The following is a 13,827-nucleotide window of genomic DNA, read 5'->3' as shown; positions in this document are numbered from 1 at the left end:
CGAAAATGACGGGCCCGCCGATATCCGTCCGACGCCGGTTCGATGGCGCGCCGGGGTCAGCGCGCATCTTCTCATGCGTGGCGCTATGTCAGCGTCACGCCCCTCCAGGCGCCGCCGACGTAGATCATGAGCTTATTATTCGCGCGGTCGAAGGCGAGATAGGCGACGCCGGAAAGCGCGGCGCCGCCGGCGGTTACATTCGGCGTTCCGGTCGGAACGCCGTTCACCGTCGGAATTCCGAGAATGCCTTCCGTCGCGCCGGCGGCGAGATCGCCGGCGCCGGACCCGGCGTATAACGTTCCGCCGTTGGACACGCCGCCGCGCTTGGTGACGGTCGTCGTCCCGACGGCCGTCGTTCGGAACTCGATTTCGCCGCCATTGGCGGACGCGCTGAAATTCTCGGAGGCCTTCTGAACAATTGACGCGGCGACGCCATATGACGCGCCGTTCCAACCCAAGTTCTGGAAGGACATTATGATATCATTCGCGAGCAGTGGGCTCTTGCTCGTGCGCGAGCCGTTCGCTCGCCTCGCATTGAAAAATGAATTTTGTGCGAACGCGTCGAACAGGAAGCCGGCCTTGTGTCCGTCTGCTCCAATGAGATGCGCTACGGTATCGGTCGACGGGGCGTCCGTCGCGCCGCTATTGGCGTTGATCGTGAACGGACTATCCGGAACGACGCTGGAGCCGATCCCGACATTGCCCGTCGATTTGTCGACGACGACCGCCTCCTTCCAGGTCGAACCGTCGGGCGAGACTTTGACGTGGAAATTGTCGTCGCCGGTCAGACCGGTTTCGGCGCGCGCCGAATAGTTTGATTCATAGAGCTGCGAGACGGTTTTCGCCGCGCTCTCCTTGTTAAGCGCAAAGCGCAGATCGCCGGAGCCGCCTTCGCCGACGCTCTTTGCGGTAAAGAGCGTCGCATTGAGTTTGGCGAGCAGCGGATTGGCGCCGTCGGCGGTCGCGCCGATCCCGAGCAGCGCAAGATTTTGCAGCTGGCGCAAGGACAGCCCGCAGTCGATCCATCCCGCGCCGTCATAGAGTAGCAGCAGCGATTCCGCTTCCACATAGGCGCGTCAGCCGGCTCCCGGCGAAAGGAAGGTCCAGCCGCCCGCGAGGAATGTCGCGATCTGATCACTCTTGCCGGCGAAGGCGCCTGTCGCGCCGGCGCCGATGAGCACACGGTCGCCTTCGGCCGGCGTCGCGGGCGGCGACGTCACGTTTCGCGCAGAGACCGCAAGCTGCGTCAGCGCGTCGATCAGCGCCAGAGCTTCATTATGCGTGACGTGTTTTTGCGCTTGCGCCGCCTCGATGAAAGGCAACGCAAGATGCGTGGTTTGCGTCATTGTTTTTCCTATTGGATGGAAAGCATCGTCGTCAGCGAGAATCCTCGTCCGACCGTCGCGCTCATCTGATAAAGCGACAGCGTCAGTTCGCTTTGCGGCGCGCCGAAATCGGCAAGTTCGTCGGCGGCGGGATAAAGCATCGACGCTGCGGCGGCGGTGAGCGTTCGCGTTCCGCTCGCCGGCAGCGAGATATCGGCCTCAAAAGATTCGCTCGCCTCGCCGAGCGGAATGTCGAGCGCTTCCCAGGCGTCGGAATCGAGGCGCCCGCGCCGCAGGAAATCGATGACGACGCCGGCCGGCGTGCGCCGCGCGCGCGCCTTCGTCGGCGCGTAGGGGCGCAGCGCCTTGTTTGTCGCGGCGACCGTCGGCTGAACAAAGATAGGCTCCGCATAGTCGCGATCCGCCGGTCCGATGCGATAGGTCGTCGGCGCGCCAATCTCGGCGACTTTGCGCGCGAGCGGCGCGATCGCGTCATTGAGCAGCACGACGGTTGCGCCGGCCGGCGCATCACGCGTGGCGAGATGTTCTTCGCCGCCGAGGCCGCGAATGAGCCGCGACAGTCGATATGTCTTTTCGCCAATCAGCTCGGCGTGCGCGAAAGCGAAGATCTCCCAGTCGCCATTGACGCGAATCGCCATCGCCGAACGTCCGGCGAGCGCGGCGAGGTCGCCGACCGACGAAAGCTGCCCGGCGCCGATCCTGACAGTGAGGCTGCTTCCATTGTCGAAGCGCCCAACGGGACCCGAGGGCAAAACGTCGAGCGTCTCGCCGATGGTTGCGCGCTTGTCGATGACGCCGGCCTGCTCATAGCCGCCCTGAAACGTCATCTTCCAAATCGCGAGCGGCCCGGGCCAGGGATCGGCGAAGGCGGCGACATAAGAGAGCGCTTCTTCGTCGCGCATCACCGCGAGGTCGAGAATTTCGACTCTCGGCGGTCCGATCATTTTCGGCGAGACGACATTCGTGCGTCCGAGCAGCGGAGCAGCCGTGTCATAGACGGAAGCGTCCGCCGCGCGCGCGCTTACCTGTCGCGCGGCCCCGTCTGTGATGCGCTGAATTTGAAACAGCCGGCCGCCGCCCGCTGCGCCGAGCCGCACCAGATCGCCGGGCTGCAAGGCGAGAAGGCCCGGCCGCAGGGAAAATTCGGCGGTTTCGCGTCCGATCCACAAATCCTGAAGCCAGCTCTCCGCCAGCGACTGCGCATTGGCGCGATAGGTCATCACCGCGGCTTGCGCTTCACTCTGGCGCGCCGAGCGGCCCTCGAGTCTGCGAGATAAGACTCGCGCCATCTGAAAGTGGTTCTCGGAATCGGAGAAGGAGAGCGCGATCTCCTGCGGCAGTTCGCTTTCCTGCGCCCGCGCCAACGTCGCCAGCGCCGCGGTTTTGCCGGCGACGAGATCGTCTTCGTCAATCTCGCACACCGGCTTTCCGCGCCGATCGACGAAGCGTAAGGCGCCGCCGCTTGCTACGGCGTCGAAGCCGAAGAGCGCGGCAAGAGGATCGATCGCCTCGCGCGGCGACATCGGCCGCTCCAGCACATAGCCATCAAGAAAGCCGCCGACGTTCGGCCGCTGCGTGACAACTTCAGGCGCGGAGACGGCGCCGGCGAGCGCCGGCAGGAGGCGGTCGAGCGGCGCGCCTTCGAGTCGTCCGTTCAGCCAATGGCCCGTTTCCCAATTGGCGGCGTCGCTCCACGCGTCGACCTGCGTCGGAAAGGCCGGAAAGGGACGCGCATCCCAGCACCATAGGTGCAGGCGCGCCGGATCGACCATCGGCCCGGCGTAGACGCTGGACGTCGGGTTGCGCGTCGCGCCGCCGGGAGCCGCCGGATCGAAATGCGCGATCATCGCCTCGATGAATCGCGCCTGCATGAGATCGTCGCGCCCGTTGCGCGAGAAATAGGGCAGACCGCCATCGCTCGAACGCGGGTCCGGAAAAACATTCGGCGCATTGGCGCCGCGGTCGACCGCGGGACATCCTGTCTCGACGATCCAGATCGGCTTCGACTGCGGGACCCATGCCGTCGGCTCGGCCAGCTCAGCGCCGCCGACGCGCTCGTAATGCGCCTGCGACCACCACGACAGAAAATCCTTCTGGCGGAAGACCCAAGGCTTGCCGAGCCCGTCGCTGATCGGCGTGCGATCTTGCGCGAGGCGCGCATTTGCGTCGGCGTAATGCCAATCATAGGCTTCGCCCGAGGCGACGCGAGACCTGAGATAGTCGAGATCATAAATGCTCGCCGCTTCCTGCGCGTCGAGATGGGCGTCGCCGTCGCGCCAGTCGGAGAGCGGCCAATAGACGTCGACGCCTATGAAATCGACGGCGCTTGACGCCCACAGCGGATCGAGCGGGAAGCGCGCTTCGCCGCTTGCAGGAACATGCGCGCCATATTCGGTCCAGTCGGCGGCGTAAGAGATTTTGGTTGGCGCGCCGAGAATCGCTTTCGCGTCCGCCGCGAGAGTCGTCAACGCCGCGACGGCGGGATATGCGCCTGGCGCGGACCGCACGCGCGTCAGGCCGATCAGCTCGGAGCCGATGAGGAAGGCCTCGACGCCGCCGGCCGCAACGCAAAGATCGGCGTAGTGCAGAATGAAGGCGCGATAGCGCGTAAAGAAAGCATCGAGTTGCGTCGCCGCCGTCGCGGTCGCGTCAGGCGAACCGGGCCGGCCCGGCGCGGGATCGCAGGTGATGCGCCCGCGCCAGGGGAACGCCGGCTGTTCGACGGCGCCCGTGTAAGGATTGGGCAGCGCATTGCCTGGCGGCACGTCCATCATCACGAAGGGATAGAAAGTCACCGCGAGGCCACGCGCCGTGAGGTCGGCGATCGCGGCGACGACCGACGCGTCGCTGGGCGTGCCGCCATAGGCCGCGCGTCCGTCGATTTGCGACACGAGCCGCGCGGTAGCGCGCGTCAGCCCGGCGACGGACCAGTCGGGCGGCCAAAAGCCGCCGAGAATGAAGTTGAACTGGCCGATGGTCTTGAATGTGGCGTCGACGCGCGGCGCGATCGTGCAATGTTCAGCGCGAAGATCGTCGCCGAACCAGGCGACGACAAGCGCGACGCTTTCGAGATTGGGGCAAAGCGCCTGCAAAGCGTCGATCGACGCGGTCCAGTCCGTCGCTGCGGTGAGCTGATGGCGATTTTCCGCCGCCGTGGCGCCGGGCGAGTAGAAATTGAGCTTGAGGGCAGGGTGATAGCCGGCCTCCGTCGCGCCGGGAATGAGGTCGACGGCTCGGATCATCGCGCCGAGTCCTTCAACCGGCTTCACGACTTCGAAGGTAAATTGCGGAATGCGATTGCCGAAGGCCGCGAGCGCCAGATCCTCGAAAACAATATAGGCGAGGCTGCGATAGGCGGGCGCGTTCTCCGCCCCTTCCTTGGCGACGATCAGCGGATCGGGTTCCTGATCCTCGCTCCCGCGATAGATACGGATCGGCAGCGTCGTCATGTCGAGCTCTGACCCGTCAGCCCAGATGCGTCGCACGAAAGCGACGGGCCCTTCGCACAGCGCGATCGCGAAATTCGCCGAATAGGCATAGGTGAACTGAACGTTGAAGCCGCCGCCGCCGCCGCCGCCTTTGCCCTGATGCTGCGTCTGTTCGAAAGAGACGTTGACGCGTTCGAGAAAGCGCGTCGCCCAGATCATCTGTCCGCCGACGCGCGCGCGGCCATAGATTCGCTGCACGCCGGCCCCTTCCGTTGAGGTGATCCCGTCCATCGATTTCAGCCGCGGGCCGATCGAATAGCGCGGCGATGCATGCGGTTGCAGCGCTGCGTCGACGAAGGAGCCGCCAAAGCCGCCGAGCACGCGGCCGATGGAGGAACCAACAGGTCCGCCGATCGCGCCGCCGGCGACAGAGCCGATCGTCTGCAGAACAAGAGTGGCCATGAGCGTCTCGAAAGGCGTCGCAATGTCATTCCAGACAGGCCGAAGGCCTGATCGGGAATCCAGAGCAGCTTCAGGAATGTCGGGTTTTGTGCTGGATTCCCGATCGCGCGCTAAGCGCGTCGGGAATGACAGACGAGCAGCGTCTTCAATCCACAACGCCCGGAAAGGCGAAGGCGGCGACAAGCGTCTTGCGCCAATGCGGGCCGATCGCGACCTCCGCGACGCAAGCGCCGGCATGGGCGTGAATCATATGCGTCGTCGATATTGCGACGCCGAGATGTTTCGCCGGCAGATGTTCGCGAAAGCGAAACAGCAGAACGTCGCCTTCACGAAAATCGCTTAACGTCACCACTCTGAAATGCCGATGGGCGGCGTCAAGCAATCTCTCGGCCCTCAAGGCTTCGGCCCAATCCGGCGTATATGCGGGCGCCGCTTCCGGCTCGTCGCCGATCATGTCGCGCCAGACGCCGCGCACGAGCCCGAGGCAGTCGCAGCCGACATGGATGAGCGAGGCCTGATGCGCGTAAGGCGTGCCACGCCAGCGCCGCGCCGCCGCGACAATGTCGGCGCGAGTCATCGAAAAAAGCTTCCGCCGTCCATCGCCGGCGCCAGCGTGCTCGGATAAGCGATGACTCGATCATTGCCTGGCATATGCGGGAAGCCCCGGAAGTTGACGATATTGTCGAACTTCACGCGACAAGATGTGGGCGACTTATCGCAGCCGGCCGTCATGAGAACGGCGTCGCCGGCGAGGATCGCGCCGCCCGGCGGCGTCCACAGCGTAACGCTCGCGCGCAGATTTTCCTGCCGATGCGATTTGATCGTGAAACGGGCGTTCTCATTCGCGCCGCTCGTAAAGGTCAGCGCGCCGCCAGCAAAGAAGCCGCCGTCAAAAGTGTCCGAAAGATCGATGTCGATTGCGCCGCCGGCGAAGGCGGCGACGACGCCCGTGGCGTGAAAGCCGGGCGCCATCACATCGAACCCGCAGCGCGCATCGCCAAGATCGGCCGAACAACTGCGTTGAAAGGTGCGGCCCTGTTGCCGATCGAAGACATGGGCGCTCGAGCGCAACTCCGCAGAGAAGGCGTTTTCCCCGCGGCGTATCTCGCCGATCGTCGCGATATCCAGCAAGGCGCGATCAGTAACGTTGGTCCAGTCGACAAGCCATGTCTCGACCGAGGCGTCGTCATAGAGGCCGTTCAGCAGATCCGCCTCGGTGAGGCTCTCGTCGCTCAAGGCGCCAGTGGCTTCGCCCGTTCCCGGCGCAAAGCCGACGCTCGATTCGAGTTGCGAAGCAGAAAGACCGGTGTTGGCGCGAAAAGTCACGCCATTAAACGTCAGATCGCGATCATGATCGGTGAAGCCCATCACGGTCGCGTCGCTGCGCGAAACGCGCCAGCAATGGCAGAAGGTGGTGGCGCGCTGATCGAGCTTCGCCTGCATCGAAGGAGAGAGCGTGAGCATGGATCGATTCCACTTTTGTATGATCTTTCAGCGTCATTGCGAGCCGAAGGCGAAGCAATCCAGAGCACGGTCCGCGATCTGTGGATTGCTTCGTCGGCTTCGCCTCCTCGCAATGACGGAGCTACGGAATGATTTCGACGATCGGAATATGCGGAATCGCCCCGGCCTCGAAGGCGTGCATGTCGATTTCGAGGAAATCCGTATCGAAGCGCACAGGCACGTCGAAGAGAAAGCCAGCCGTGACGATCGCTCCCGCCGAGGGAATGGCGCCCGGCGTGAAGGTCACGATTCCCGTCGCGGCGTCGACGCTCACATCCGGCGTGAATTTCTCGACGCCATCGGCCGCGACGCGCACTGTTCCAGCGACCGGCTTTACAATGTCGCGGGCATAAGCGGAAAAGGCGCCTCCGTACGTCTTCACAAGCTGAAACGCGGCGCGCGCGCCATCTCCCATTCCGATTGTTTGATCCGTTGGACTCGGCGTTGCGCCCGGCGCGCAGGAGGCGCAGTCGGCGCGATCGCGCCATCGAAAGCCATAAAGCCGACCGCGTCGCTCCTCGAAGAATTCGATGATCTGCGAAAGCTGGGTGAGACTCTTGACGCCGTAGCCAGCTTCATAGCGGCGCCGCGAATGCGCCCAGCGGGCGTTGCGCGCCTCTCGATTGGAGCCGAGCGTCACGATCTCTGTGCGCCGCTCCGGTCCGCCGCACCCGCCGAGCGAGACATTCAGCGGAAAGCGGATCTCGTGAAAATCACTCATGCTGGCTGCGCCCGCTTAAAGGTTGCGCTGGCCGCGCGCGACAGCCCGCGCCAGGGCGCCCGTGATTTGCGCCTCCGAACGGCGGAAGCTTTCGACGTCTTGCGCAGCGATGTTGACGGTGACCGACACCGGACGCGCGCCGGCGGCTTGCGCGACGACGCCGAGCCGGCCATCCGCGCCGCGCGCCAGCGGCATGATCGCCTCAGCGCCGCGCTCGCCCATCAGCCCCATCGCGCCTCCACTCGCAAAATAGGTTGGACTTGCGACGACTCCGCCCTGCGCGAAAGGCGCAACGGTCCCGGGTCCGCCGAAGGCGCCCGAAAACATGCCGCTCAATCCACTCACCAGTCCTTCGGCGAGCGCCTTGGTTCCCGTGCGCAAGGCCATGCGCGTCAGCGATTGCGCAATCGTCGAGAGCACGTCGTTGAAGCTGCGGCCGCTTGCCGCCGCCGAGCCGAAACCCAGGTGAAGCGTCTTCGCGACATTTCCCGCTGAAACATTGATCTGATCGAGCAACAGTTTTGTCGCGCGCAGATCAGGCGCCGGCAGGCGCTCATTTGCCCCGGGTTCATTAAACGGATCCGGAAAGGGATCGAAACTCGTTGTCATGTCTATTCTCCGCGATCGGGAAAGCGGCGCATTAATTCTTCAATCACTGCCCGCGACGGCGCCCCCGGCGCGGCGCCATAGACGCCCTCGACCGCGCAAAAAAGTTCGCGCGGCGTCATCGACCAAAAATCGCGTGACGGGAGCCGCAGGACGCCGAGCCCGAAGGCCATGGCGCGCGCAAATGGAAAGGGCGTGCGATGGGAGGCGTCGCGCGCCGCTTCTGCCGTTCGCCTCAAGCGCCCTGCGGCGTCGGAGGGTTTGCGGTCGCGCTTTGCTCCGGCGCATCGCCGAATGTCGCGGCGAGGAGATCGGCCGCGATACGCACATAGCCTGCAAGACCCTCCGAAACCTTCATTCTGGCGACGTCCTCGTCGCTGACGTCGTTCCCTGCGCCGCGCAACCCGCATGCGATGATGCGGAGAATATCGCGCGCGGAGAGTCGTCTCTCCTCGAAGCGGCCGGCGAGCGCGACAAGGTCGCTGGCGCCAAAGCCGCTTTCGAGTTCGGCGAGCGCGCCGAGCGTCAGGCAGAGCGTGTAGTTCTTGCCGTCGATCGTCGCGTCGATTTCGCCGCGCTTGCTGTTCGCCATCGTGTCCTCATATGAAATGCGTGGTCCATCTGGAATTGTCATTCTCGGCAAGCGGAAGGCCTGACCGGGAATCCAGAGTCGCAACAATCATGTTTGATTTTGCCCCTGGGGTCTGGATTGCGCTTCGCGCGTCGGCAGCGACAGTTGAGCCATTCAAACCTCACAACGCCGCGAAGGCGAGCGCGCCCGCCGATTCGAGCGAAATGTCGAAGGTCACTTCGGCGGCATGTTCGCCGCGGTAATCGAGATTGGCGATCTGGAACAGGCCCGAGAGTACGCCAAAATCCGGAATGACAATCTGCCATTCGCGCAGCAGCCCGTCGAAGAAGGTCTGGCGTAGGAGCGCATCCGACGACTGGTCCTTGAACACGCCTGTTCCGGAGACGCTTGCGCGCCTCAGTCCGCCGCCGTCCAGCAATTCGCGCCAGCGGCCGGTGGACTCGGCGTCGGTCACGTCGACCGTGTCGGCGTTCAGCGCGAGGCGTCGCGTGCGCAAGCCAGCGACCGTGACGAAGCTCGCGCCGTCATGAATTCTTAAAAGCAGATCCTTGCCTTTCTGGGCGGCCATCATTGAACTCCGTTAAAGATATTCGGTCGTGGCGCGAAAGCGCAGATTGACCCGCGCGAAGCGGCCGTTCTGCTCGCGACGCGTCTCCATGGAGAGGAAGCGCAAGTCGATCAGCCGATGGTCCTGCAGATTGAGCGGAGACTCATCGATGAGATCGGCGATGCGCTGGGCAAGTTCGAGCGCCTCGCTCAGTCCCCGCGTCGTCGACGTAACGCCAATCGTAAAGAGCTGCTCCGCGCCCGGCGAGAGATCGGCGGACCAATCGCGCAGCTGCGCTTCGCCGAAAAGCGCATAGGGCGGCTCGGTTCCGTGCGGCGCCTCGTCGTAAAGCTTTTGGCCGAACGCGGCGGCGAAGCCTGCATCCGCGAGAAGATAGGCGCGGATCGCCTTGCGCAGCGCGATGACGGGAGAAACGCTCATGGCGAATCCTTCAAGTGATCTCTTCGCATTGGCAGATCAAAAATCGCCGACGCTCATCGGGATCTACAACCGATTGGATGCGAAGTTTGCGACCGCGATAGACGAAGCGCATGTCCTTTGAGACATCGTCACGCCAGCGGATCGTCACGACGAGAGTTGCGGTCTGCTCGGCGCGTTGCTCGACGAAGTCCTCGCGCACGCCGGATGGCGCGATGCGCGCCCAAAGAGTCGCGACCGGCGTAAAGCTGCGGGAAAAGCCGCCGGCGCCATCGGGCGCGTCGGTGGGCGCCTCGAGCGTCACGCGATGGCGCAGCGCGCCGATGAGGAGGTCGCTCACAGCAGCCGCTCCCGCCGAAATGGCGCGGCGAGCTGCGCGACCGCTTTGGGCAAAGCGTCGTCGCCGCCATCGCCGCGGTGTTCGCGCCAATGCGCGACGAGCGTCAAAATCGCCTGGCGCAGGGGCTGCGGCAGATCACTCGCGACCGAGCCATAGCCGACGATGAAGTCGATCTCAATTCCGTCGATCGCGCGTCCGGGCGCCGGCGGCGTCGATATAAAGTTGATGCGCCTGCCGTCGCTCGAGTGTGGCGCGCGATAGGTCGCGGCATTGAGCGTCTGCGCCGCGTCGTTGGCGTCGAACACGCGGATCGCCGTCACCGACTGAAATGGCGCGAAGGGAATGCAGAGGGTCGCGTTCGAGCCAACCGAGGTCGGCCAGCAGTCGAAAGCCAGGCGCCAGCTTTGCGTGACGAAGAAGCGCCTTGTATAGGCCTCCAGCGTCATGCGCGCGGCGACGATCAGCGCCTGGATCAATTCATCTTCTTGTGAGCCGTCTTCGCGCAGCCATGATTTTGCGTCAGCGAGCGAGACGGGCTCGATCGCCGGCGCGCCGATGAGCATCGGTCGCATCGCGGTTCCTGTGATGTTGAGAGAATTGGCCGCGATGTGTATCGCGGCCGTTGATTCGACGCCGCGAATTACGACGCGGCGAATTTCAACAGTTTGATCGCCTCGAAATTCTGCACGCCGCCGCCGACCCGCTTCGTCGTATAGAAGAGGACGTAGGGCTTGGCGGAATAGGGATCACGCAGCACGCGAATGCCGACGCGATCCACCACCACATAGCCACGTTCGAAATCGCCGAAGGCGATGGAGAGAGAATTCGCGGCGGGGTCGGGCATGTCCTCGGCTTCGACGACGGGGAAGTTCATCAGCGAGGCGCCGGCGTCGGCGGTTGCGGGCGGCGCCCAGATGTAGTCGCCCGTCGTCGTCTTGAACTGGCGCACAAGCGACTGCGCGCGCCGTCCCATGACGAATTTGCCGTTCTGGCGGAAGCCGGCGCGCAGCGCGTAAACCAGACTGACCAGCGCGTCGGAGGGGTCGGTCGCGGCGAAGGCGCCGGCGGCGCCCGTCGCCACATAGCCGATATTGCCCCAACTCCAGCTCGCATCCGCGACGCTTGTATAGGAGAGAAAGCCCTTCGGCTTATTCACGCCGTCGCCGCTGACGAAGGCGGCGCCTTCCTGTTCGGCGAAGGCGGTCTGCACCTCCTCGGCGATCCATTGCTCGATGTCGACGACGGCGTCGTCGAGCAGCGCCTGCGTCGCCGCCGGCATGGCGTAAAGCTCCATCGCCGGGAAGGTCATGTCGGCGAGCTGCTGATTGTTGGTCTGCGGACGCGGATCGGCTTCGGCCACCCAGCCGGCGGCGGGTCCCGTCGTTGAGAAAGCGCGGCGCAGCGACGCGCCGGAGATTTCGCGCACGCTGGAGATAGCGCGGATCGGCGAGAATTTCGCGAGTCTTCGCAGAACGTCCCGCTCGGTTGGAAGCGGCACGAGATAGCCGCCGTCAGCGCCCGAGCCGCGCGACAGCGCCTTGGCTTCGAGCGCCTTGAGGCCGCTGGCTTCGCCGGAGCGCATGTAGTGATTGAAGGCGCTCTTGTGCTCGCGCCCGCTGTGGTCGTCGACGAGCTTGCCGCCAATACGCGGCCGCGACATTTCCAGCGCCAGGCGATCGAGCCGGCTCTTCGTGTCGTCAAGCGCGTGGTCGATGCGCGCGAGCTTCTCTTCGGTCACGACGTCGGCGCCGAAGCGGTTTTCGAGCTGGGTCAAACGCTCGTCGTTCGTCTCCTTGAAGGCGCTGAAGGCGCGATTGAGATCGGCGAAAATGTCGTCGCCGGCGGATCTGGTTTCAACTGCTGACATGTATCGAGCCTCATGTTTGAGCCGGCGCGCGGAAAAGCGCCCCGCGGCTGGAGTCGCCGGGAAGTCCGCGCGCTTGGGAAAGACCGTCTGGAGAGTTGATTTGCGCCCGACGGCAAGGCGGGAATCGATGCGATTGTTCTCTTCTGCGTCGGTCAGCAGCGTGCGGCGGCGCGTCGCAGCGCCTGCGTGAAGTCAAGCGCGGCCCGCTGCGCCCTCAGGCGCGAGAGCTTCGCGCCAAGCGCTTCCATGCGTGACGCGTCACTGCGACTTTGCTTCACCGCGCCGATGCGCGCCTGCGGCAGCATCGGAAAGGTGACGATGGAGATCTCCCACAGATCGATTTCGTGCAGGCGGCGCACGCCGCGGGATTTGTCCGTCGTGGCGCGCCGCGTGCGAAAGCCGATGGAGAGGCCGTCGATCGCGCCCTTGCGCATCAGCGACAGCGCCTCGCGCGCCCGCGCCACCGAAAGATCGAGCCGGCCTTCGACTTTGAGGCCGCGCGAATCTTCGACGATCGAGGACCACATTCCGATTGGCTCGGCCGTCTGATGCTGCCAAAGCATTTTCACGCCCTGCGCGCCGCGCTTGACGAGCGAGCGCGCGAAGGCGCCGGTCATCACCATGTCGCCGCCTGAATCAACCACGCCGAAGAGACTGGCGTAGCCCGAGAAGGCGCCGGCGTCATTCGCCTGCAGCAATGGCGACTCGGCGCGCTTTATCTCGGGGGCGGGCATAGTTCTTTGCAACGCCGTCATCAGCTCTTCTCCGCCTGGACGTTGATCGGCGTCTGGCTTGCCGTACGGGCTTCGGCGCGGAGCCGCGCCAACAGTTCGACAAAGGTCTTGAACACGGCGGAAGGATCGTCCCGCATGCGCGCTTGGCGCGCGCGTGGACGCTTGAAGAAATGCGGCAGCCAATTGTTCTGACTCATGGATCGCTCCTGCAACGTCGGTTGAAGCGCGCGAGTTCGCGCACGAAGGCGTCAAGGCGGCGCGTCGCCTCGCCCAATTCCCGCATGGCGAGATAGGCTTGCGCGGAGGCGGCGCAGGCCCACAGAAACAGCGCCAGATGCGCGAGATCGCCGCGCTCCAAGATGGCGTTGAGAATGTCGGACATGGGCGGTTTCGTATTTCCGGCGGAGGCGCGTTCGTCAGTCATTGCCGACGCGAAGCTCGGCTGCAGCCAGGCCTGAAAGCTCTTCTGCACGCGCGCGACGAGCGGCAGAACGGTCTGGCGCCAGAAGGCGCGATTGGCCTCGGCGTAATTGCTGAAGGTGTTGTCGCCGGGCAGGCCCAGCAGCAGCGGCGGCACGCCGAAGGCGAGCGCGATTTCGCGCGCCGCGCCCGTTTAGGCGCGGGCCGCCTATGATGTCGCCGCGAGTTCCTCGCGCATCAGTCCGATCACTTCCTCGAAAGCGGCGGTGAAATTTGGCCGGCGCCCACGCATCCAATTCAGCCCCGGGTCGAGTCGGTCGTGTTGAAAGTCGGCGCAATAGGCCTCTATCGCGCGCAACAATTCAATCCGTTCCTCGCGCGGATAGTCGCTGAACTCGAAGAAGTCCATGTCGGCGCCTTCTGCCGCTGGATATTCTTCCGGCCAGTAGTCATGCCGGAAGTCGGCGACCATTGGCGCAATGCTTTCTGCGATTCTCGGCGCCTTATTTCGATCGAGATAGAACGCGCACGCGCCGCCAAGTATCGCCTCGAATTGGCCGCGGGAGATAGGAAGCCAATTTTTGTCGATTGCTTCTAGCGTGAAGAGAGCAGACATGTTTCACCTTAGAACCGTTATGCGGGTTTGCTGCTCAAGTGGCAGGCCCCAGACGAACATCAATACTCGTGAAGCGTTCTCACTCCCCAGGTTCGTCAGATCGATGACATAGCGATCAGCAGACTGGTTGCGAAGCTTAATTTCAAGTTTCCTTGCGAACTGCGCAAGATCAAAGAGTTCATCTTTGACGGCTCCGCCAATCGCATC

The 13,827-nt window shown here is 64.2% G+C and carries 17 protein-coding genes and 1 pseudogene; all 18 read right to left on the bottom strand.

Annotated elements, in window-relative coordinates:
• Window positions 1-83 precede the first annotated feature (83 nt).
• Entirely contained in the window at window positions 84-1,067 is a 984-nt protein-coding gene (locus tag IYY11_RS13610; RefSeq protein ID WP_246719955.1) for a hypothetical protein, read from the bottom strand.
• 9 nt (window positions 1,068-1,076) lie between these two features.
• On the bottom strand, window positions 1,077-1,346 hold the full coding sequence (locus tag IYY11_RS23050) for a DUF2793 domain-containing protein (RefSeq protein WP_246719953.1): 270 nt from the start codon (window positions 1,344-1,346) through the stop codon (window positions 1,077-1,079).
• Between the two features lie 8 nt (window positions 1,347-1,354).
• Window positions 1,355-5,236 (bottom strand): glycoside hydrolase/phage tail family protein, encoded by a 3,882-nt coding sequence (locus tag IYY11_RS13605; RefSeq protein WP_196404341.1) that lies wholly within the window; start codon window positions 5,234-5,236, stop codon window positions 1,355-1,357.
• A gap of 145 nt (window positions 5,237-5,381) precedes the next feature.
• Window positions 5,382-5,813 carry an NlpC/P60 family protein gene (locus IYY11_RS13600; protein WP_196404340.1) on the bottom strand — a complete coding sequence of 144 codons (432 nt, stop codon included), beginning with the start codon at window positions 5,811-5,813 and terminating at the stop codon, window positions 5,382-5,384.
• Window positions 5,810-6,700 carry a DUF2163 domain-containing protein gene (locus tag IYY11_RS13595; RefSeq protein WP_196404339.1) on the bottom strand — a complete coding sequence of 297 codons (891 nt, stop codon included), beginning with the start codon at window positions 6,698-6,700 and terminating at the stop codon, window positions 5,810-5,812. The genes IYY11_RS13600 and IYY11_RS13595 overlap by 4 nt, the downstream gene beginning before the upstream one ends.
• 121 nt (window positions 6,701-6,821) lie before the next feature.
• Window positions 6,822-7,460 carry a DUF2460 domain-containing protein gene (locus tag IYY11_RS13590; RefSeq protein WP_196404338.1) on the bottom strand — a complete coding sequence of 213 codons (639 nt, stop codon included), beginning with the start codon at window positions 7,458-7,460 and terminating at the stop codon, window positions 6,822-6,824.
• Window positions 7,461-7,475: 15 nt separating this feature from the next.
• Window positions 7,476-8,069: a phage tail tape measure protein gene (locus IYY11_RS13585; protein WP_196404337.1), complete on the bottom strand. Its 594-nt coding sequence runs from the start codon at window positions 8,067-8,069 to the stop codon at window positions 7,476-7,478.
• Between the two features lie 2 nt (window positions 8,070-8,071).
• The gene (locus IYY11_RS13580; protein ID WP_281431699.1) at window positions 8,072-8,305 is read right to left on the bottom strand and encodes a rcc01693 family protein; all 234 of its coding nucleotides are present in this window, start codon (window positions 8,303-8,305) and stop codon (window positions 8,072-8,074) included.
• Window positions 8,302-8,658 (bottom strand): gene transfer agent family protein, encoded by a 357-nt coding sequence (locus tag IYY11_RS13575; protein ID WP_196404336.1) that lies wholly within the window; start codon window positions 8,656-8,658, stop codon window positions 8,302-8,304. Before IYY11_RS13575 ends, IYY11_RS13580 begins: the two co-directional genes overlap by 4 nt.
• A gap of 160 nt (window positions 8,659-8,818) precedes the next feature.
• Window positions 8,819-9,226 carry a phage major tail protein, TP901-1 family gene (locus IYY11_RS13570; RefSeq protein ID WP_196404423.1) on the bottom strand — a complete coding sequence of 136 codons (408 nt, stop codon included), beginning with the start codon at window positions 9,224-9,226 and terminating at the stop codon, window positions 8,819-8,821.
• 12 nt (window positions 9,227-9,238) lie between these two features.
• Complete coding sequence (locus IYY11_RS13565; protein WP_196404335.1) at window positions 9,239-9,646, bottom strand: DUF3168 domain-containing protein; 408 nt, start codon at window positions 9,644-9,646, stop codon at window positions 9,239-9,241.
• A 10-nt stretch (window positions 9,647-9,656) separates the two neighbouring features.
• Window positions 9,657-9,983, bottom strand: coding sequence for a phage head closure protein (locus IYY11_RS13560; protein WP_196404334.1), 327 nt, complete (start codon window positions 9,981-9,983; stop codon window positions 9,657-9,659).
• On the bottom strand, window positions 9,980-10,555 hold the full coding sequence (locus tag IYY11_RS13555; RefSeq protein ID WP_196404333.1) for a phage head-tail connector protein: 576 nt from the start codon (window positions 10,553-10,555) through the stop codon (window positions 9,980-9,982). The genes IYY11_RS13560 and IYY11_RS13555 overlap by 4 nt, the downstream gene beginning before the upstream one ends.
• 68 nt (window positions 10,556-10,623) lie before the next feature.
• A complete protein-coding gene (locus IYY11_RS13550; protein ID WP_196404332.1) occupies window positions 10,624-11,850 on the bottom strand; it encodes a phage major capsid protein in 1,227 nt (408 codons plus the stop codon).
• A gap of 152 nt (window positions 11,851-12,002) precedes the next feature.
• Window positions 12,003-12,605: an HK97 family phage prohead protease gene (locus tag IYY11_RS13545; RefSeq protein WP_196404331.1), complete on the bottom strand. Its 603-nt coding sequence runs from the start codon at window positions 12,603-12,605 to the stop codon at window positions 12,003-12,005.
• Window positions 12,605-12,781, bottom strand: coding sequence for a histidine kinase (locus IYY11_RS13540; RefSeq protein ID WP_196404330.1), 177 nt, complete (start codon window positions 12,779-12,781; stop codon window positions 12,605-12,607). The genes IYY11_RS13545 and IYY11_RS13540 overlap by 1 nt, the downstream gene beginning before the upstream one ends.
• A 227-nt stretch (window positions 12,782-13,008) precedes the next feature.
• Window positions 13,009-13,191, bottom strand: a pseudogene (locus IYY11_RS13530) (phage portal protein); the annotation flags it as partial.
• Between the two features lie 21 nt (window positions 13,192-13,212).
• Entirely contained in the window at window positions 13,213-13,476 is a 264-nt protein-coding gene (locus IYY11_RS13525; protein ID WP_196404329.1) for a hypothetical protein, read from the bottom strand.
• Between the last annotated feature and the right edge of the window lie 351 nt (window positions 13,477-13,827).

The sequence above is a fragment of the Methylocystis sp. H62 genome (assembly GCF_015709515.1).
Taxonomy (GTDB): domain Bacteria; phylum Pseudomonadota; class Alphaproteobacteria; order Rhizobiales; family Beijerinckiaceae; genus Methylocystis.
The sequence above is the reverse complement of the archived record's forward strand: the minus strand, read 5'-3'. Positions and strand labels throughout refer to the sequence as shown.